19 protein-coding genes are annotated in these 17,288 nt (G+C 57.9%); 13 read left to right on the top strand and 6 right to left on the bottom strand.

The annotated features are described in order from the left end of the window. Window position 1: 1 nt before the first annotated feature. Window positions 2-613 (top strand): glutathione transferase GstA, encoded by a 612-nt coding sequence (gstA, locus tag M5B44_RS15050; protein ID WP_248739687.1) that lies wholly within the window; start codon window positions 2-4, stop codon window positions 611-613. A gap of 23 nt (window positions 614-636) precedes the next feature. On the opposite strand, the gene M5B44_RS15045 is transcribed toward gstA, so the two are convergent. Next, the gene (locus tag M5B44_RS15045; protein ID WP_248739686.1) at window positions 637-1,323 is read right to left on the bottom strand and encodes an alpha/beta hydrolase; all 687 of its coding nucleotides are present in this window, start codon (window positions 1,321-1,323) and stop codon (window positions 637-639) included. Between the two features lie 166 nt (window positions 1,324-1,489). Here M5B44_RS15045 and M5B44_RS15040 point away from each other — a divergent pair, with 166 nt between their 5' ends. After that, on the top strand, window positions 1,490-2,086 hold the full coding sequence (locus M5B44_RS15040) for a paraquat-inducible protein A (RefSeq protein WP_248739685.1): 597 nt from the start codon (window positions 1,490-1,492) through the stop codon (window positions 2,084-2,086). Next, entirely contained in the window at window positions 2,083-2,754 is a 672-nt protein-coding gene (locus M5B44_RS15035; protein WP_085709859.1) for a paraquat-inducible protein A, read from the top strand. The genes M5B44_RS15040 and M5B44_RS15035 overlap by 4 nt, the downstream gene beginning before the upstream one ends. A gap of 10 nt (window positions 2,755-2,764) precedes the next feature. Here M5B44_RS15035 and M5B44_RS15030 read toward each other — a convergent pair whose 3' ends face one another. Beyond that, window positions 2,765-3,514: an SDR family NAD(P)-dependent oxidoreductase gene (locus tag M5B44_RS15030; protein WP_248739684.1), complete on the bottom strand. Its 750-nt coding sequence runs from the start codon at window positions 3,512-3,514 to the stop codon at window positions 2,765-2,767. Between the two features lie 166 nt (window positions 3,515-3,680). On the opposite strand from M5B44_RS15030, the gene M5B44_RS15025 reads away from it, so the two are divergent. The 9 genes from M5B44_RS15025 (at window position 3,681) to M5B44_RS14985 (ending at window position 10,289) form a co-directional block, all read left to right on the top strand. Then, complete coding sequence (locus tag M5B44_RS15025; RefSeq protein ID WP_248739683.1) at window positions 3,681-4,577, top strand: LysR family transcriptional regulator; 897 nt, start codon at window positions 3,681-3,683, stop codon at window positions 4,575-4,577. Window positions 4,578-4,677: 100 nt separating this feature from the next. Continuing rightward, window positions 4,678-5,538: a putative selenate ABC transporter substrate-binding protein gene (locus tag M5B44_RS15020; RefSeq protein ID WP_085709856.1), complete on the top strand. Its 861-nt coding sequence runs from the start codon at window positions 4,678-4,680 to the stop codon at window positions 5,536-5,538. Then, window positions 5,535-6,332 (top strand): phosphonate ABC transporter ATP-binding protein, encoded by a 798-nt coding sequence (locus tag M5B44_RS15015; RefSeq protein ID WP_248739682.1) that lies wholly within the window; start codon window positions 5,535-5,537, stop codon window positions 6,330-6,332. Before M5B44_RS15020 ends, M5B44_RS15015 begins: the two co-directional genes overlap by 4 nt. Further along, a complete protein-coding gene (locus M5B44_RS15010) occupies window positions 6,326-7,153 on the top strand; it encodes a PhnE/PtxC family ABC transporter permease (RefSeq protein WP_085709854.1) in 828 nt (275 codons plus the stop codon). Before M5B44_RS15015 ends, M5B44_RS15010 begins: the two co-directional genes overlap by 7 nt. Beyond that, entirely contained in the window at window positions 7,150-7,917 is a 768-nt protein-coding gene (gene phnE, locus M5B44_RS15005) for a phosphonate ABC transporter, permease protein PhnE (RefSeq protein ID WP_248739681.1), read from the top strand. Before M5B44_RS15010 ends, phnE begins: the two co-directional genes overlap by 4 nt. A gap of 119 nt (window positions 7,918-8,036) precedes the next feature. Further along, entirely contained in the window at window positions 8,037-8,471 is a 435-nt protein-coding gene (locus tag M5B44_RS15000; protein ID WP_248739680.1) for a hypothetical protein, read from the top strand. A 138-nt stretch (window positions 8,472-8,609) separates the two neighbouring features. Further along, window positions 8,610-9,155 (top strand): PAAR domain-containing protein, encoded by a 546-nt coding sequence (locus M5B44_RS14995; RefSeq protein WP_248739679.1) that lies wholly within the window; start codon window positions 8,610-8,612, stop codon window positions 9,153-9,155. Window positions 9,156-9,165: 10 nt separating this feature from the next. After that, complete coding sequence (locus tag M5B44_RS14990) at window positions 9,166-9,948, top strand: hypothetical protein (protein WP_248739678.1); 783 nt, start codon at window positions 9,166-9,168, stop codon at window positions 9,946-9,948. Then, window positions 9,933-10,289 carry a hypothetical protein gene (locus M5B44_RS14985; protein ID WP_248739677.1) on the top strand — a complete coding sequence of 119 codons (357 nt, stop codon included), beginning with the start codon at window positions 9,933-9,935 and terminating at the stop codon, window positions 10,287-10,289. The genes M5B44_RS14990 and M5B44_RS14985 overlap by 16 nt, the downstream gene beginning before the upstream one ends. A 198-nt stretch (window positions 10,290-10,487) precedes the next feature. Here M5B44_RS14985 and M5B44_RS14980 read toward each other — a convergent pair whose 3' ends face one another. The 3 genes from M5B44_RS14980 to M5B44_RS14970 form a co-directional block, all read right to left on the bottom strand. Beyond that, a complete protein-coding gene (locus M5B44_RS14980) occupies window positions 10,488-10,925 on the bottom strand; it encodes a hypothetical protein (protein WP_248739676.1) in 438 nt (145 codons plus the stop codon). Between the two features lie 140 nt (window positions 10,926-11,065). After that, complete coding sequence (locus M5B44_RS14975; protein ID WP_248739675.1) at window positions 11,066-12,940, bottom strand: UvrD-helicase domain-containing protein; 1,875 nt, start codon at window positions 12,938-12,940, stop codon at window positions 11,066-11,068. Next, a complete protein-coding gene (locus tag M5B44_RS14970) occupies window positions 12,937-15,246 on the bottom strand; it encodes an AAA family ATPase (RefSeq protein ID WP_248739674.1) in 2,310 nt (769 codons plus the stop codon). The genes M5B44_RS14975 and M5B44_RS14970 overlap by 4 nt, the downstream gene beginning before the upstream one ends. Window positions 15,247-16,021: 775 nt before the next feature. On the opposite strand from M5B44_RS14970, the gene M5B44_RS14965 reads away from it, so the two are divergent. Then, entirely contained in the window at window positions 16,022-16,381 is a 360-nt protein-coding gene (locus M5B44_RS14965; RefSeq protein ID WP_114882967.1) for a DUF6124 family protein, read from the top strand. 190 nt (window positions 16,382-16,571) lie between these two features. Here M5B44_RS14965 and M5B44_RS14960 read toward each other — a convergent pair whose 3' ends face one another. Next, on the bottom strand, window positions 16,572-17,231 hold the full coding sequence (locus M5B44_RS14960) for a carbonic anhydrase (protein ID WP_085709845.1): 660 nt from the start codon (window positions 17,229-17,231) through the stop codon (window positions 16,572-16,574). Window positions 17,232-17,288 lie beyond the last annotated feature (57 nt).

Below are 17,288 nucleotides of genomic sequence, written 5' to 3'. Positions count from 1 at the left end.
CATGAAACTGTACTTCGCACCCATGACCTGCTCGCTGGCCCCGCACATTGTGCTGCGAGAACTGGCGCTGCCGTTCGAACTGATCCGGGTCAACAACCAGACCAAGCGCACCGCCGACGGCCGGGACTTTCGCGAGATCAATCCGAAGGGCTACGTGGCCGCGCTGATGCTCGATAACGGCGAGGTGCTGACCGAAGGCCCGGCGATTCTGCAATACCTCGCCGACCTTGCTCCCGCCCAGAGACTGGCCCCGGCCAATGGCACCTGGGAGCGCTCGCGCCTGCAGGAGCACCTGAACTTCATCAGCTCGGAAATCCATGGCGGCAGCGCACCGCTGTTCAGCAGCGAAATCCCGGAGTCCACCAAAACGATCTTCAAACACAAACTCTTCAAGCGACTGGATTACCTGAACCGCGTCCTTGCGACCCAGCCGTTTCTGATGCAGGCGTTCGGCGTGGCGGACGCCTATCTGTTCACGGTATTGAAGTGGTTGCCGACGTTCAGCATCGCCATCGAAGACTGGCCAGCGCTGGCGAACTACATGTCGCGCATCGCCGAACGGCCCGCTGTGAAGGCTGCGATAGCGGAAGAGGAAGCCACGCAACCGGTCTGAAGCGCCCGGTTGCGTGGTCGTGGTCAGGCCTTGGCGGCCTCGTCGATCAACGCTGCGACTTCTGTAGCGCGGGAAGCCAGCGAGGCGTGGCTGGCGTCGAGGGTGATGACTTTCTTCGCGTTGAGCCGGGCCGACATGCGTTTCTGGTTGTCCGGGTGAATCATGTGGTCCTGACTGGAAATCTGATACCAGGAAGGTTTGTGCTTCCATGCCGGATCACTGATGACATCGCCGAAGGTGCTGGCCAGCGGCGCTTTCTGGGTGACGGCCATCACCAGCGCTTCATCCGCCGGCAGGTCCTGGCAAAAGCTTTCATGGAACTTGTCGGCCTTGAGCCAGAGGAACCCGTCGCTGTCCGGGGCGAGATTCGGCGCGGCGGCGGGCAGATGTTCCTGAGTGATGCCGCCGGGGCTTTCGCCCTGATCCGGGGCGAACGCAGCGATGTACACCAGCCCGGTCACATTCGGTTGATTGCCGGCCTGGGTGATCACCGCCCCGCCGTAGGAATGCCCGACCAGCAACACCGGCCCGCTCACCTGCGCGACCATTTTTCGCGTGCGCTCGGCGTCGTCGGCCAGCGACGTCAGCGGCATCTCCACCGCCTGAATCTTGCTGTAACCCTTGCGCGACAGTTCGACAATGACCTTGCCCCAATGCGCGGCCCCGCCCCAGAACCCGTGTACCAGCACAATCGTCGGTTTTTCACTCATGGCCCTGCTCCTGCTCGTAATGAATTCGGCGCCAAGGAGTATGGAACGCTTCCACAAACCCGGCGGGCCGGCAGACCAAAGGTGCATTTCCGGATGTGACAGTTGTCGGATGCCCCAACGCGCCTATATTGAAGAAGGTTCAAGCCCTCCTCCCCTCGAGCGCCCCATGGCCAAGACTGATCACCTGATCATCTGCGAGCATTGCGACTGCGTGTACGAAAAAGCCACGCTCGCCCGCTACCAGAAATCCCTCTGCGCCCGTTGTGGCGGCGTGCTCCAGCGCCACAACAACCTGAGCGTGGAGCAGCGTCTGGCCCTGAGTTTCACTGCCGCGATGCTGTGGCTGTTCGCCAATTTCTACCCGGTGATGAGCATCAGCATGAAGGGCCTGAAAAACAGCGCGACCCTGTGGGATTCGGTGCTGGCCCTGAGTCAGGGGCCGATCACCTTCATGGCCATGGTCGCGGCGATCTCGATCATCATCGCGCCGGCCTTTCAATTGGTTTTGCTCATCTGGGTATTGAGCTTCGCCCTCGCCTCGCGCCGCTCGCCGGCCTTCAAGCTGTGCATGCGCTGGCTGGAAGCGCTGCGGCCGTGGAGCATGCTCGAAGTGTGCCTGCTCGGGGCGATGGTGGCGGTGTTCAAACTGGCGGGCATGCTCGATGTGATCCCCGGCATCGGCCTGTTTGCGCTGGCCGTGCTCAGCCTGTTGCTGATCCGCGTCGCCGGACGCGACATACGTGATTTGTGGGACATCCTGTGAAACGACCACCGACCGCCAGCGAACTCAACCTCTGCCTGTGTCACAGCTGCGGGCTGGCCTGCGACATGACTGACGAGCCGCACCAGTGCCCGCGCTGCGACGCACCGCTGCACCGGCGCAAGACCAACTCCCTGGCACGCACCTGGGCCTACATGTTCGCCGCCCTGGCGTTTTACGTGCCGGCAAATCTGCTGCCGGTGATGAACACCACCCTGCTCGGCAACGGCGCCGACAGCACCATCATGAGCGGTGTATTGGAGTTCTGGGAGCACGGCGCGTGGGACATTGCGCTGATCATCTTCATCGCCAGTATTGCGGTGCCGGGGATCAAATTCATCGCGCTGACGCTGCTGCTGGTCACCGTGCAACGGGACAGCCACTGGGCACGCCGGGAACGTTCGAAGCTGTACCGGTTCGTCGAGCTGATCGGCTACTGGTCGATGCTCGATGTGCTGGTGGTCGCACTGGTGGCGGCGCTGGTGAAATTTCAGGCGCTGGGGGATATCGAACCGCGACCGGGGATTCTGTTCTTCGGGCTGGTGGTGGTGTTCACCATGCTTTCGGCCATGAGCTTCGACCCGCGCCTGATCTGGGACAAGGCGCCGGCCGAAGAAACCGATGAAACAGACGAGCCCCGGCACTCGAACGAACAAGTGCCGGGGCATTGAGTGACTCCAATCAGATCTGCGCGGTGCCGCCGTCGACGAACAGTTCGATACCGTTGACGAAGCTGCTGTCATCCGAGGCCAGGAACAGCGCAGCCTTGGCAATTTCGCTCGGCTCGCCCAGACGCCCGATCGGCACCACCGACGCCAGTTGATCAAACAGCCCCTGAGCGTGTTCCGCCGGCACCAGCCCTGCCAGACCTGGCGTACGCACCGGGCCGGGGCTGATGGCGTTGACGCGGATGCGCCGGGGTTTCAAGTCCAGTAGCCACGACCGGGCGAAGTTACGCACCGCGGCTTTGCTCGCGCTGTAGACGCTGAAGTTTTCCGTGCCTTGTACCGAGGTGGTCGATGAAGTCAGCAGAATCGAAGCGCCATCGCGCAGCAGCGGCAGCGCCTTTTGCACAGTGAACAGCGTGCCCTTCACGTTGGCGTCGAAAATCCGGTCGAAGTGCTCTTCGGTAATCGAACCCAGCGGCAGCATGTCACCGCCACCGGCATTGGCGAACAGGATGTCGAGGTGGCCGGCCTTCTCGGCGATTTCGCGGTAGACGCGATCCAGATCGTCCAGCTTCGCCACGTCGCCCTGAATGCCTATGGCGCGAGGGCCGATGGCGGCGACGGCTTTGTCCAGTTCGGCCTGACGACGGCCGGTGATGAATACGGTGGCGCCCTGGGCGACGAATTCCTGCGCCGAGGCCAGGCCGATGCCGGTGGTGCCGCCAGTGATCAGTGCGATTTTGCCTTCAAGTCTGTTGCTCATGATGTGTCTCCAAATAACCGTTTCAAGGAAGGTGACGGGTCGTAGGTGAGCCGTTGGAAGCGACTTTAGGCCGATGGATTGAATTGAAAAATCCGCAAAATCGGTTTTGTTTGTGCACAGACATGCACAATACTCAGCCCTGTCTTCGATCCTTGAGTGCAGCCCGATGAATCAGTTACTGGCGATCCGCGTGTTCGCCCGCGTCGTGGAAAGCGGCTCGTTCACCAAAGCCGCCGACTCGTTGAACCAGCCGAAAACCACGGTCAGCAAACTGATCGGGCAACTGGAAAGCCACCTCGGTGTGCGCCTGCTGCAACGCACCACCCGGCGCCTGACCGTCACCGCCGACGGCGCTTCCTACTACCAACTGACCCAGCAACTGCTGCATCAACTGGACGACATCGATCAGGGTTTCAGCCAGGCCCAGGGATTGCCCCGTGGCCGGATTCGTGTGGACATCGGCGGCTCCACCGCGACCATGCTGGTGATTCCCGAACTACCGAAGTTCTTCGAGCGTTATCCGGACATTCAGGTCGATCTGGGCGTCAGCGACCGCCCGGTGGACTTGATCAGCGAGCGCGTCGACTGCGTGATTCGCGGCGGCCCGCTGACCGAACAGGCCCTGGCTGTGCGCCGCCTCGGCGAAGTGTCCTGGACCACCTGCGCCACGCCCGACTATTTGCAGCGTCACGGCACGCCGATGCATCCGCTGGAGCTGGCCCGGCATCAAATGATCGCCTATCGCTCGGCCTCCACCGGGCGCATCCTGCCGTCGAACTTCCAGCGCAACGGCGAACGCCATCAAATCGAAGGCAAAGGCCTGGTCAGCGTCAACGAAAGCAATGCGCATCTGGCGGCCGGACTGGCGGGGCTGGGGATCATTCACACATTCAGCTACACAGTCAGGGCGGCCATCGAGCGTGGTGAACTGGTGCCGATCCTCACTGACTGGCGCCCGCCGGCGTACCCGTTCCACCTGCTGTATCCGCCGAACCGGCACCTGAGCAACCGCGTGCGGGTGTTCATCGACTGGCTGGTGGAGCGCTTTACGCAGGTGGACTGAGCCTCGCTGTCGCACCGATTCGACTAACCTGACGTTGCAGCCGCCGACGTTTTTCCGCAGGCTACGCACCGATCCTGACGCCCATGAAACGGAGATTCCCATGCTCAAACGCACCCTGGCACTGACTGCAGGTCTGGCCCTGTCCTTTTCCACCCTGCTGGCCCAGGCCGCAGACGTGTTGAAAGTCAGCGCGATTCCCGACGAGGCCCCGACCGAACTGCTGCGCAAGTTCGAACCGCTGGGGGCTTATCTGGAGCAGCAATTGGGCATGAAAGTGCAGTTCGTTCCCGTGGCCGACTACCCGGCCGTGGTTGAAGCGCTGGCCACCGACCGCCTCGACATGGCCTGGCTGGGCGGTTTCACCTTCGTCCAGGCACGACTGAAAACCGATGCCACCACGCCGGTGATCCCGCTGGTACAGCGCGAGCAGGACGCACAGTTCACCAGCAAATTCATCACCGCCGACCCGAACGTGAAAAGCCTCACCGACCTCAAAGGCAAGACCTTCGCCTTCGGTTCGGTATCGTCCACGTCCGGCAGCCTGATGCCGCGCTACTTCATGCTCAAGGACGGCATCAAACCGGAAACCTATTTCAGCCGCGTCGGCTACTCCGGTGCCCACGACGCCACCGTCGCCTGGGTGCAGGCCGGCAAGGTCGACGCCGGTGTGCTGAACGCCAGCGTCTGGCAGAAACTGGTGGACGCCGGCAAGGTCGACACCAACAAGGTCAAGGTCTTCGCCACCACCCCGGCCTACTTCGATTACAACTGGACCGTGCGCGGCACCCTCGACCCGGCGCTGGCAGCGAAAATCAAAAAAGCCTTCCTCGCCCTCGACCCGGCCAACCCCGAGCAGAAGAAAATCCTCGACCTGCAAGCAGCCAGCCGCTTCATCGAAACCAGCCCGGACAACTACAAAGGCATCGAGGAAGCCGCCCGCGCCGCCGAACTGCTGAAATGACCCTGAGCCTCAAGCAAGTCTTTCTGCACCACGCCAACGGCGTCGAAGCCCTGCGTGGTGTGGATTTGCAGATCAACAGCGGCGAGCAGGTGGCGATCATCGGCCCGTCCGGCGCCGGTAAATCCAGCCTGCTCAACCTGCTGGCCACCGCGATACGGCCGAGCAGCGGCGACATCGAGGTGCTGGGCCAACGGGCCTGGCACTTGTCCGCCCGCCAGCGCCAACACCTGCGCGCAAAAATCGGCCTGGTGCATCAGGCACCGCCCCTGCCGCCCCGGCAACGGGTGGTGACGGCGGTGCTGGCAGGCAAACTCGGGCAATGGAGCCTGGGCAAAAGCCTCATCAACCTGCTGCATCCACTGGACATCCCCGGCGCCCGCGCGGCGTTGGCGCGGCTGGATCTGGCGGACAAACTCTTCAGCCAATGCCAGCAACTTTCCGGCGGCCAATTGCAGCGGGTCGGCATCGCTCGCGTGCTGTATCAGGCGCCGGAGGTATTGCTGGCGGACGAACCGGTGTCCGCCATGGACCCGGTCCTCGCCGGGCACACCCTGACGGTGCTGTCGCGCCATGCCCGGGAGAACAACGTCACGCTGGTGGCGAGCCTGCATGCGGTGGACCTGGCACTGGCGCACTTCCCGCGCATCATCGGTTTGCGCGAGGGGCAGATCCTCTTCGATTGCCCGTCCGATCAAGTCAGCCACGACATGCTCGAAAGCCTGTACGCCAACGAACAACTGCAATCCCCGGCGCCGGCCCTGACGCCGCTGATTGTGCAGATTCCACGATGCTGAGCACCGACACCCGCGACCCCGCCGCATTGCCACGCCTGTTGCTGACACTGCTGGCGATTGCCTTGCTGTGGCCGGGGATTCAGCTCAGCGAACTCGACCTCGGCGTGTTGCTGCACGCCGACAGCCAGAGCGAAATGGGCCGCTTCGTCTCGACCTTCTGGCCGCCGGCCCATGACCGGGACTTTCTGCAACTGCTGCTCAAGGCCACCCTGCAAACCCTGGCCATCGCCACGGCCGGCATGGCGTTGGCACTGATATTGGCGGTGCCGGCCAGTTTGCTCGCGAGCCGCGCCTTGTCGCTGTCCGCCGCTTCCCACGGCGGCCGCCCGAGCCTGTTGGGCCGGTTGCTGCGCTGGCCGGTGCGCGGGTTGCTGATCTTCCTGCGCAGCGTGCCGGAAATCGTCTGGGCGCTGCTGTTCGTGCGCGCCGTCGGCCTCGGCCCGGCGGCCGGCGTGCTGGCGATCGCCATCACCTACAGCGGCATGCTCGGCAAGGTCTACGCGGAAATCTTCGAATCCACCGACCAGCGCCCGGCTCACGCCTTGCTCCAGGCCGGCAGCGGACGCCTGGCCAGTTTCGCCTACGGCGTGCTGCCCAACGTCGCGGCGGAACTGCTCTCCTACACCGTGTACCGCTGGGAATGCGCGATCCGCGCCTCGGTGGTCATGGGCTTCGTCGGCGCCGGCGGCCTCGGCCAACAGATCGACCTGTCGATCCGCATGTTCGCCGGCGGCGAAGTCGCCAGCATGCTGCTGACCTTCCTCCTGCTGGTGCTCGGCGCCGACCAACTCAGCCGCCTGCTGCGCTGGAGACTGACATGAAGCGCCTGATCAACACGGCGCTGATCCTCGCCATCGTCTTCGCCGTCATCGCCTCGTTCACCTACCTGGGCCTCGACCTCGAAGAACTCGGCAGTGCCACCAGCCTGAAACAAATGGGCTCATATGTCGGCCGCTTCCTGAGCCCCGACTTCAGCGCCGGTTACCTCAACGCCATCCTCCACGGCGCCATGGAAACCCTCGCCATGTCCGCCCTCGGCACCCTCCTCGCCGCCGTCTTGGGACTGTTGTTGGCACTCCCCGCCGCTGGCCGCTTTGGCTGGCCATTACAAAGCGCCGCCCGCCTGCTGCTCAACGGCCTGCGCGCCATTCCTGAATTGGTATGGGCTGCGTTGATGGTGTTTGCAGCTGGCCTCGGTCCTAACGCTGGCACCTTGGCCCTGGCACTGCATACCACCGGTGTACTTGGGCGGCTGTTTGCTGAGGCACTGGAGAACACGCCGCCGGAACCGGCGGAGGCGATTCGGCTGCAAGGGGGGAATCCGGTTGTGGCGTTCTGTTATGGGACGCTGCCGAACCTGGCGCCGCAGTTGCTGGCGTATTGTTTGTATCGGTGGGAAAACAACATCCGGATGGCCAGCGTGCTGGGGTTTGTCGGCGCTGGGGGGCTGGGGCAGATGTTGTATGTGAGCTTGAGCCTGTTTCAGGAGGCGCAGGCGGGGACGGTGATTTTGGCGATGTTGGGGTTGGTGCTTGGAGTGGATTCGTTGAGTGCTTGGAGTCGGGGGCGGTGGGTTAAGGCGTAGGTTGATTAACCTTTGAAACGGGCTAAAAGCAGGTACTCGGAAGGTCCGCTTTCGGCCATAAGCGGACGTTCGGCAAGCACATCTGGCAGTATGTTTTTCTGACAAACCTGTCCGAATCCATGGCAAAACTGATTGGCGAGTACTTTTACCCTATGAACAGAGGTCTGAGTGATGACAACCTTGATTACGTACTTGCGGTCATTGAAAAGGCCCCAAACACGGAATTAAGTGTGATGTGTGAACACCTGCAGATCGACAGTCGCGACCTTTTGAACCAATTGGCAATCTCAGTAGCAAGACTGTTTATCACGGGCACCCGCGATTTTCATTACTGCGATGAGGTGATGAATATTGTCATCAGCGATATCGTCGACTTGTCCATGCACACGGAAATGCCCCAGCCGGCATTTTCTATCTACCAGGCATTTGATGCAGGCGAGTATTGGCACAGCGACGATGACCGGGATGTATTTCCTTGGGAGAAGTGGACGCGGCCTGAGCTGAAGAGAATTTTGCGTGATGTCGACGACGGCGCAAACGGGCTTTCGAGGTAGGTTCGATTCGAGCCCGAAAGACCGCTTATGGCCGAAAGCAGTCCCCTACCAGGATCCGCGATTGATCAAAAAGTGATAGTGGGCGTGGAGTTCGTGATAGATTCTGCCGCCCAAGAGAGCTTTTGACAGGACGTCACCATGGCCAAGCCGGCTGCGCGTAAGAGCGACCCATCTAACTGCCCTTTACCAGGGCATGGCACCAACTCCATCGCCACAGGTTCTTCTGATGTTTTTTTTGACGGCTTACCCGCTGCGCGTCAGGGGGATACATGCACCTGTGGCAGTGCGCTGTCCTCTGGTCTCTCTTCAACCGTTTTCATAAACGGCAAGAATGCTGCGACCATCGATACCGCCGGTACCCATGGCAGCATTGTAATCGGCGGATCGTCGACAGTGATCATTGGTGATACTCACTCACCTTGTGAGTTTATCCCGCCTGAGCCTATAGCTGGGCATGCTAGGTGGATCGCCTTCAGAATTCCTGCTGACGAGAGCTATAAAGGCTTATCGTGTACTGCGCATTTCGAGAACGGTTCTTCGCTTCCTGGTGTGTTTGATGAAGACAACGCGGTCAAATTTTCTAACCCATCAGGCAAGACGTGCGTGATGCTCAAGTTTGAAGAGCAAGCAATCGCAGAGTCCTCCTCTCTGACCGAGAGTCTTTTGAATACAATTTTAGGATAAGGATCATCCTATGACAGAGCCGTACATTGTCACGGGTAGCTATGTTGTTCAGCGTGAGCATGCCTTGCGAGATTCACCCCTCGATAGAGCGTTAGAGCTAATGGAGGGCGCTGCACTGAGATTTTCTTTGGATGCCATCTCTGACGAAAAAATCAGGGCTAGCTATCTGAGGAACATTAAACGCATGTCTCAGCAAACGATGGAGGACGTGAAAGCAGGAAAGATAACAGCGCAAGAAGGTGTAGCGTTCAGCCATGAAATGCGAAACAAAATTTTGGTGGAGCATCGCAAGTGGACCTCTGCGCAGGGCCTGGCAGTAGTACAAAGGAAGAAAAAAGACGGTAGGACACTGAAATGGCTTATGGATCGTTATTCCAACGATCTCTTCAAGAAAAGTTATGAAAGCCTTTCAGCTGCAGAGCAAAAGAAGGTTCATTACACCATTTTGGAAGCCGCTGGCCGGGATGATGCCAAGTTCACGAAAGGCACTAAAAAAATGCTGATCATGGGCAAGCTTGGCGTTCTTGTAACCGCTGCGCTGGCAACTTATCAAATCCTGAATGCCGAAAACAAACCCAAAGAAACGGCCCGACAAGGCATCATTGTCGGAGGAGGCGCGTTAGGCGGCGTACTGGCTGGGATGGGCGTCAGTGCATTATGTGGCCCAGGAGCACCGATTTGCGCAATTGCCGTCGTCTTGGTTGGATCCGTAGCCGGTGGCGTCGCGGGCGGCGTGGTAGCGGACTCGCTTGATGAGGAACTAGAGGAGTTTTCGCATTGGGACATTTTCTGACCGAGCCACAACTGACAGAGGTCAGATCCGCACTGTCTGAGCCATTCAACTATTTTCCGACCGATTACGACTATGTCGCGCGCCAAGTCAAAGGCATAGATCCTGACGTGCTGTGCGAAATATTTTTTTCGGAGGTAGCGCCAGTGTGCTTCTCCAACATTGCAGCAGCCTTGCCCTCTGTCTGGACAGGATTTGACCCCGACTGGCTCAGAGTTACGATCGAGGAAAGGCTGGCGGCGCGTGAGCATAATTGGCTACGCAGGCAGTTTGATAAGGTGCTGGTTCAATGGTTGAAGTACAACTACGACTATATGTGGAAGGAAATTGCTTGCAGACTTTGATCCGGAACGAAAATAGACTTTTGACTCGCTGATTTTTTCAAAGCCATCGATCTAGCTGGCTTCACTTTATGCTTATAACAGATCCCATTTATCAATTATTACCAATCACAGGCCGCCAAAAGTGACTGAGCATTCACTACACTCCTCATATCGTGAGTAAAAATGGGGACAGATTTATTTTTAGTCCCCATTTTTAATTCACTCTGGAAACATTTTGAAATCCTTGTAGTAGGAATTCACGGTTGAAAGTCCGACCTTGTAGAACTCGAGCGTTACGGCTGCTCTACCAAGCTCTACCCAGAGTAGTTGTGCCTTTTGGATATCATTGAGCAGAGCCCAGCCAGCAAGGGTCTGCCTTGTTGAAACGATGACCGGAGGACGAGAGGTCTGATTCAGTATCCTGCCCATCCGAAGGACATCCATTTGCGTGGTTTTGTTTTGCGTAAAGCGGATGTAGCAATGTGCTGGCAGGTTTGTTCTATTTTGCGCTCCGGCAGCAAGGGCTGCCCGAGTATGCAGAACAGCCAAGTCACTTTTGTCCGAGTGGAATACGGACTCTATTAACTCGCCGCCACACCGGACAAGGTTATCCACGTCACTGCTACTGAGGGACTCTACATAAAGCTCGCCAGCCATGCTTGCCTCCTTGTCTACTGGAAAATAAATCTGTCACATTTTTTTCGTTGAAGTCATAGTAGACGATGCAAGAACGCGTTGATGACTGAACGAGAGAATCGAAAAATAAATCTGTCCCCATTTTTCTCTCAAGAGTTGCTTTAAAGCACTACGACCTCTTCGGCTGTCAACCAGCCAGCGTCAATGACTCTCTCCCTCGCAACCTCCGGCTGAGCGCTGTAGACCACGATGGCCAAGCTCTCCTCTGCGCGACTGCAGGTGACGTACAGAAGCCTTCGTGTGCGTGAAAGCGACGTGTCTTTACCCTCGCTCTCATTCTTCATATCTGTGGCGGAGGCAGGTGTAACACCTAGCAATTTCTCATAACTGAACAGAAAACCACCGGCTTCTTCGTCGTTCAGGATGACCATCACCCGGGGAAACTCTAGGCCTTTGACGCCCTGGTGGGTACCGTACGGCGAGAGGCCATTTGCGTATCCTGCGAAGGCTGCCATCTCTGAGTAACGACGCCCCAGGACAACCCGATAAGCATGGATTTCAAGCGCCTCACGATCGGACGTTTCTGGTGCTGGGTCTGCAGTGGCACCTTGATCCATTGCAGCAACGAGTAGATCAGGCAGCGCAAGCAAACCCGAACTCTGGAGGAGTTGAGCAACCTCTTCAATCAAGGGATTGTTATCTTTGAGCATCTCGCAGAGTGCATGGGTCGCCACTCCAACAGACTCCAGCAGCTCGAATTGATTGTTGCCAGCAGCCTCCAGGTACTTAGGATCAAGCAAAGGAGAGCGCAGCCGCACCGCCTCCATGAGCGTGAAATCATCCGAACGGGCTGCGGCGACGATTGGAGCGACCCCATCGAAGAAAACCTTGAGGATGGGTAGCGTACCGTCCATCAGCGCGGTATTCAGATGTGCAACGGCATAGAGCGGAGCGAACACGCCTTCAAACCCCATCCGACGGGCAGCCATCTTGTGCTCTAGGATCAGCGTCTTGCGGCCATCTTTGCCGGTGGCCCACTGAGCATCACCTGTGATCTCTTCCATTTGCTCAGCGATCTGGTCTTCCAAGCTGAAATCCTGCCCGGGCGCTTGCCGGGTGCAGAACATACGCACGGCACCTTGGGCTGCTTCCTGCTTTGGTATCTGCAGATGATCATCGGCACCGGCGCGGATATCATTGATCAATTTGACAACTCTAATCGGGCAACGGCGATTGATACGTTTTTCAGGCTTGGCCCAATCTGATGGTATCGCCTCATCAAGCCCTAGCTTCCCGTCGTTATAGATACGCTGCATCGTATCGCCGAGCAGTCCTAGGCAAAATCTCCCAGGAATCGCTGCCTGAGCTTTCAGAAATGCATCCATGAGCGCGCCATTCGTATCTTGGCTTTCATCGATGAGCAGCACCGGATGCCGATCCGCCATAACATCGAGTAAAGGCGGCTGGGGTAAAAACGCTGCAGCCATCTGGATGACTTCACTGTGGTTCAGCGATTGCTTACTTACGTTGTCTCCTGTCGGACTGTAGGTAAATTCAGGAATTTCATCCAGGACCGCCAAACGACGAGCTTTGCTATCCCGGCTCGACTGGTTAGCCTGGGACGTCTTGTTCACTGATCTCGCACGACCGAGCCTGTCGTCCAATTCAGCAATGTCGCTCGCAAGCTTGATACGTAACCATTCACGAATATCGTCGTTGAAGCCCTTGATCATCTTCCAAGAGAAAGCATGAATGGTTGAAACCTCTACCAGCGGATCGTGCTCAAGGCGACGTGCGATTTCCTCACAGGCTGCGTTGGTGTACGTGATGATCGCTATTTGCCGCCCCTCAAACGTGAGGCGCTGACGCTCACGTTCCTTGAGTGATTTCACCGCTACGACGAGTGAGTGGGTCTTACCTGAGCCGGCACCGGCGTATAGGAAGAAACTGCGTGGCGTCTCCAGATTCAGGCATTCCTGGATAACATCATCCGCAGTCAGCGTTACTTCATCGGCGACATCCTTTATGGCACTCATTCAGGAGTCACCTCAACACTGGCCGTCGGGATAATCAAGAGCTCCTTGCTCTTCTTCTGCAGCTTTTCCTCTAACCAGACGAGCCCTTCCCGGATGTACTCTGGAACAGCGACCTTGGCGAAGTCGGGATCTCCAAGCACCTGTAGCGCGAACTCCGCCTTGTCACCCGACCTGAGCGCATCGAACAAAGCCTTACCTAGGTCGTCTACAGTTGCAGAATCACGCAGCGCTTTGGCGAAGGCCTTGGTCAGACCCCGCCCCTGCTTCGTTGCAAAGTGCTGCACATTGCTCAGCACCAGACTGTCCTCAAACGTGTTGGGTAGCGCCTGGGTTTCACCTTCAGTCTTAGGCAGAAGGATGTGGATGGGTGTCTGATACGCAATGCGGATCGCAAACAAGTGATCTATCTGCTGCGATTTTTGCTTCTCATCCAGATCCAGCAGGGTGTCGACATCGTGCCCTATTCCAAGGGCGCTCACCCAACTACGCAAGGTGGGGTTGTTGGTTTCTTGTTTGGCCTTGCGTTTGACGGGTACCGCTGTTTTCTTCAATCCGGCGTCCAAATCCGTGATGACCAGGGTTACAATTCCCAGCGCATCGACTAATGGCCTCAGGCGATGTGCGTGACTGCCTCCAATATCCAGGATGGTAATGTAGCAACGATCAAGGAACGGAAATTGACTGCGTAAAAAATGCGGCAACATCATTCTCTCCGCAGCACCTTCAACCAAGATCACCGCGTCAGCGAAGAACAGATCGGCATGCTGCGCCCGCAAGTAACGAGTCACGAACTCCTTGGTTTGCCTGTGACGGTTTTTGTCGCCGAACACTGCGCTCAAGTTAGAAACGGTGGACACCGGGATGGGTACACCGGCCATTCCTGCGGGTAGCCTTCGGAAATACCGAAGGTTCGCATAATCCGTCTCGTGAGCGACATGGCTGGAGTGAGAGCTGACCACCAGCTGTGTTTTGAGCCTCGGGTATTTCTTGAGAAGCGGCTCATTACATAGGACGTGATAGGCGTGTTTGATGAATGCCTGCTGCACTTGGACATGAAGATGAGCCTCAGGCTCCTCAACCAGCACGAGGTGGATCGGCTCGATGCCTGCGTCGGACTGCTCCTCGGTATTTTTGTACTTCCTCAGCCACTCATCCCGAAATGCCATCAACTGGAAAATCATCGAGATCAGGTTCTGATAACCGAGGCCGTTGGATGTTTCGGGGAGGCGCATGGGAGGAGCGCCGGGTGCGCCTGCGACTGAATCCAACTCGAACAGCACCGCAGCTTCATGGTTCATGCCGTCCGTAGGAGAAAGCCGGGTTTCTACCCTGATTGCCGGGTCAGTAGTGTTCGGATAGCCCAGACCTGCCACCTCTATAAGGGCCGGAGCGAAACTGGAGGTTAGTCGGGAGTCGAATGCCGACTGTGCAGCTTGAATGGCTGTAAGCGCCTCCAAGTCCGAAATATCCGGGCTGTCACCAGGATCGAGATGCCGACTGTAGTAAGCACGCAACTGCTCAGTCAGTTTTTTCCCTGAACCACCTCGCCCCTCAGTGATGGACTCCTCGGCGCTATCACCGAAGCCGCGCTGCGCATTGATCTCGTGCACGCGTATGAGATCGGTCAGCGGATTACTCTCCAGCGGAAGTGCATTCGCAGACAGTGCTTGCAGGCTTGCGTGACGAGTCTTGGGATCCGGTTCGCAGAGCTGCGCCGGGTCGAGACGATACCAGCGTATGGTAAACATCGCCCCCAAGCGCCGGTTAAGGTAGTCATGCAGGCTTTGCGGCCAAAGTGACAGCGTGGGCGGGGTTTTTCCTTCCTCGGTCTTGCTCAAGATCTCCTGCAACAGCGTTTTGACCCGATTACGCTCTTTCCGGTAATCGGTGAAGAGTTTGGCCATGTCCTTGGGCTCAAGTCGAAAACGCATCCCGACGCAGCCACCTTTCCAGGCAAAATTGGGAATCAGATCCTTGATGTAGTGCAGCTCCCCTTTCGAGGCTTCCACCCATAAATCGAGAGTGGGTAACCAATGCGTCCACTGGTTTGCCGCTGGTATCTCGAAGGTTTCGTCAGCCTCTTCCCACTCGGCACCAATGTCATTAATGGTCGTGAGGTGAGCAAGCGTTAAATCCTGGAGGCGAAAAGCAGTCGCTTTCGAGAGCAGGAATTTACGCAACGCCAACATTGCGGAGGACTTACCACTGTTGTTGGCCCCGACCAACAGGGTAGTGGTGCTCGCCAGGTCGATTCGAACGGACAGGAGCTTGCGGAAATTCGCGATCTCCAAATACTGGATCTGCATAGCCTCTTCCTTGTAACGGCTGAAGGTAATTCGCCGGGCTGATGATTTCTGAGACTCTAGCCCAGCACCTGCCGCGCTCCAATAGACGTAGTGAATTTCTGCCACTGCGTTGTGGTAAGAGGACGGCAGTGATCACGAGCCAATTTCAATCAGCGCGCACATGCACGGATGACGCATCTTGCGCCCGCCGTACACTGATGTCAGACGCGCTTTGCCTGGGTTTCTACTACCCCTCCGCCAGTAACTCAAGCATAGCTATAAATGAGTTATCGCTCAGTCCATCGGCTGCTTTTGGCCGACAGCGGTAGCATGCCAATGTCCGCTTTTGGCCGATAGCGGACATTCGCAACGTGCAACTTGGTCTTGAAGCCCACCTTGATCGGAGGGCTGACTCACGGTCCTCAGATCAATAATCAGCGATTTACACAGCCGCGTTTAAAGTCACCACTCGTAACTTCCCCAAGGCTACAACGCCTTGCGTCATTGCCTACGACTACGCCAGAATCCGCCGGCTTGTGCGTCTGGCATGCGGGTTTTATCGTTCTGGGGTCACTGAAAAACAGTGATCGGGTTTGGTAGCCCGGTATTTCCAGGCGCATAGCGCCACCTTTTTGCAGGGATCGTTCTCGTCTCTGCATTTTTATGGTGGCCGTGCGCAGGGCTTCTTCGGAAGCGCCGGGTTCCTGGACCGGTCTACCAACCTGAGCATGGCCACCACCCAACGTTTGGTAGCGAAGGTTGATGGCTCCTAGATAGCTTTCCAGGAGATAAATCCATGATCAAACCAACACCCAACCCACCCGAAACCGACCCAACCTCCCCTTACGAATTTCCCGATTCGAAGAAATTCCACGACGCCGCCGAGCGTGCTCTGGATCACTACCTCTCCCCGTCTTCCCGGGTGATGTCGTGCTGCATCGATCCCGAGCCGATGTTCCGGGCCAATCCCAAGTACAACACTGAATCCCTGTTGGCCAATGCCAGCGAATCCCTGGGTTCGGCCACCGAGATGTTAAATAACTTTGCGTCCACGCTCGAACCCTCGCATCGCAAGACGGCGTTGGGGATTGCGCAAGTGGTGATGGTCGCCGGGTTGGCGGTGAATCAGGCGCTGGATCACGTCGAAGTGGCGTAAGCGGTCGGTGGCTGTAGAAGCAGTCGATGGCTGCTTCTACAGCCGTTCACCAAAACCAGTACGGCAAAAACTTCGGCGCGGGATCGATCAACAGGTCGATCGGATTGAAGAAAAACATATCCGGAATCAAAAACGTCCCGAGTCCGAACGACAGGACGAAGCGATCTCCGTCCTGACTCGTCCCTCAGCGTTACACCTGATCAACGTTGCGCGCAGCGACGGCAACGGTGGTCGGTGAGTCGGAAAGTTTGATGAAGCGGCGAGTGGCGCCATCCAGCGCATCGATGCAGCCCGCCTCGATGTCGTAGACCCAGCCATGCAGGTTCAAACGCCCCTGCTCGAGCGCCAGTGCCACCGATGGGTGAGTGCGCAGGTTCGCCAGTTGTGCGATCACGTTTTCACGCACGAGGCCGTCGAGCTTGTCACGCGGCGTATCGAATTCATGCGCGGCGTTGATCGCTTTCGCGGCGTCCGAGTGGCGGAGCCAGTTGGCAACGGCCGGAAGATGATCCAGGCATGTGCAGCGTGAAATCGCGCCCATCGCCCCGCAATCCGAGTGGCCGCAGATCACGATGTCCTTTACGCCGAGCACGGCAACCGCATATTCGACGGTGGCCGAAACGCCACCCGGTTCAGGGCCGTACGACGGCACGATGTTGCCGGCGTTGCGGATCACGAACAGCTCGCCCGGTTCGCGCTGTGTGAGGAGTTCAGGTACTACACGGCTGTCCGAGCAGGTGACGAACAACGCCTTGGGGTTCTGTTCTGTTGCGAGCTGCTTGAAAAGCTCGACACGTTGCGGATAGACCTCGCGCTGGAAACGCAGAAAGCCATCAATGATGTCACGCATGGAATCCTCCAAATCAAAATGCCGGATACCGACACGAGCACTCGACATGCCCTCGCG

This window comes from Pseudomonas sp. MWU12-2029, from assembly GCF_023242425.1.
Lineage (GTDB): Bacteria > Pseudomonadota > Gammaproteobacteria > Pseudomonadales > Pseudomonadaceae > Aquipseudomonas > Aquipseudomonas kribbensis.
Note: the sequence above shows the minus strand (reverse complement) of the source record. Positions and strands in the feature narration are given on the sequence as shown.

Bases quoted from the DNA above. Each gene is read 5' to 3' on its own strand.
- M5B44_RS14980 (WP_248739676.1), bottom strand. From the start codon at position 10,925: ATGGCTGGCGAGCTTTATGTAGAGTCCCTCAGTAGCAGTGACGTGGAT.
- M5B44_RS15045 (WP_248739686.1), bottom strand. From the start codon at position 1,323: ATGAGTGAAAAACCGACGATTGTGCTGGTACACGGGTTCTGGGGCGGG.
- M5B44_RS15000 (WP_248739680.1), top strand. From the start codon at position 8,037: ATGGCAAAACTGATTGGCGAGTACTTTTACCCTATGAACAGAGGTCTG.
- gstA (WP_248739687.1), top strand. From the start codon at position 2: ATGAAACTGTACTTCGCACCCATGACCTGCTCGCTGGCCCCGCACATT.
- M5B44_RS15015 (WP_248739682.1), top strand. From the start codon at position 5,535: ATGACCCTGAGCCTCAAGCAAGTCTTTCTGCACCACGCCAACGGCGTC.
- M5B44_RS15010 (WP_085709854.1), top strand. From the start codon at position 6,326: ATGCTGAGCACCGACACCCGCGACCCCGCCGCATTGCCACGCCTGTTG.
- M5B44_RS14965 (WP_114882967.1), top strand. From the start codon at position 16,022: ATGATCAAACCAACACCCAACCCACCCGAAACCGACCCAACCTCCCCT.
- M5B44_RS14995 (WP_248739679.1), top strand. From the start codon at position 8,610: ATGGCCAAGCCGGCTGCGCGTAAGAGCGACCCATCTAACTGCCCTTTA.
- M5B44_RS15030 (WP_248739684.1), bottom strand. From the start codon at position 3,514: ATGAGCAACAGACTTGAAGGCAAAATCGCACTGATCACTGGCGGCACC.
- M5B44_RS14960 (WP_085709845.1), bottom strand. From the start codon at position 17,231: ATGCGTGACATCATTGATGGCTTTCTGCGTTTCCAGCGCGAGGTCTAT.
- M5B44_RS15025 (WP_248739683.1), top strand. From the start codon at position 3,681: ATGAATCAGTTACTGGCGATCCGCGTGTTCGCCCGCGTCGTGGAAAGC.
- M5B44_RS14970 (WP_248739674.1), bottom strand. From the start codon at position 15,246: ATGCAGATCCAGTATTTGGAGATCGCGAATTTCCGCAAGCTCCTGTCC.
- M5B44_RS14990 (WP_248739678.1), top strand. From the start codon at position 9,166: ATGACAGAGCCGTACATTGTCACGGGTAGCTATGTTGTTCAGCGTGAG.
- M5B44_RS15040 (WP_248739685.1), top strand. From the start codon at position 1,490: ATGGCCAAGACTGATCACCTGATCATCTGCGAGCATTGCGACTGCGTG.
- M5B44_RS15020 (WP_085709856.1), top strand. From the start codon at position 4,678: ATGCTCAAACGCACCCTGGCACTGACTGCAGGTCTGGCCCTGTCCTTT.
- phnE (WP_248739681.1), top strand. From the start codon at position 7,150: ATGAAGCGCCTGATCAACACGGCGCTGATCCTCGCCATCGTCTTCGCC.
- M5B44_RS14975 (WP_248739675.1), bottom strand. From the start codon at position 12,940: ATGAGTGCCATAAAGGATGTCGCCGATGAAGTAACGCTGACTGCGGAT.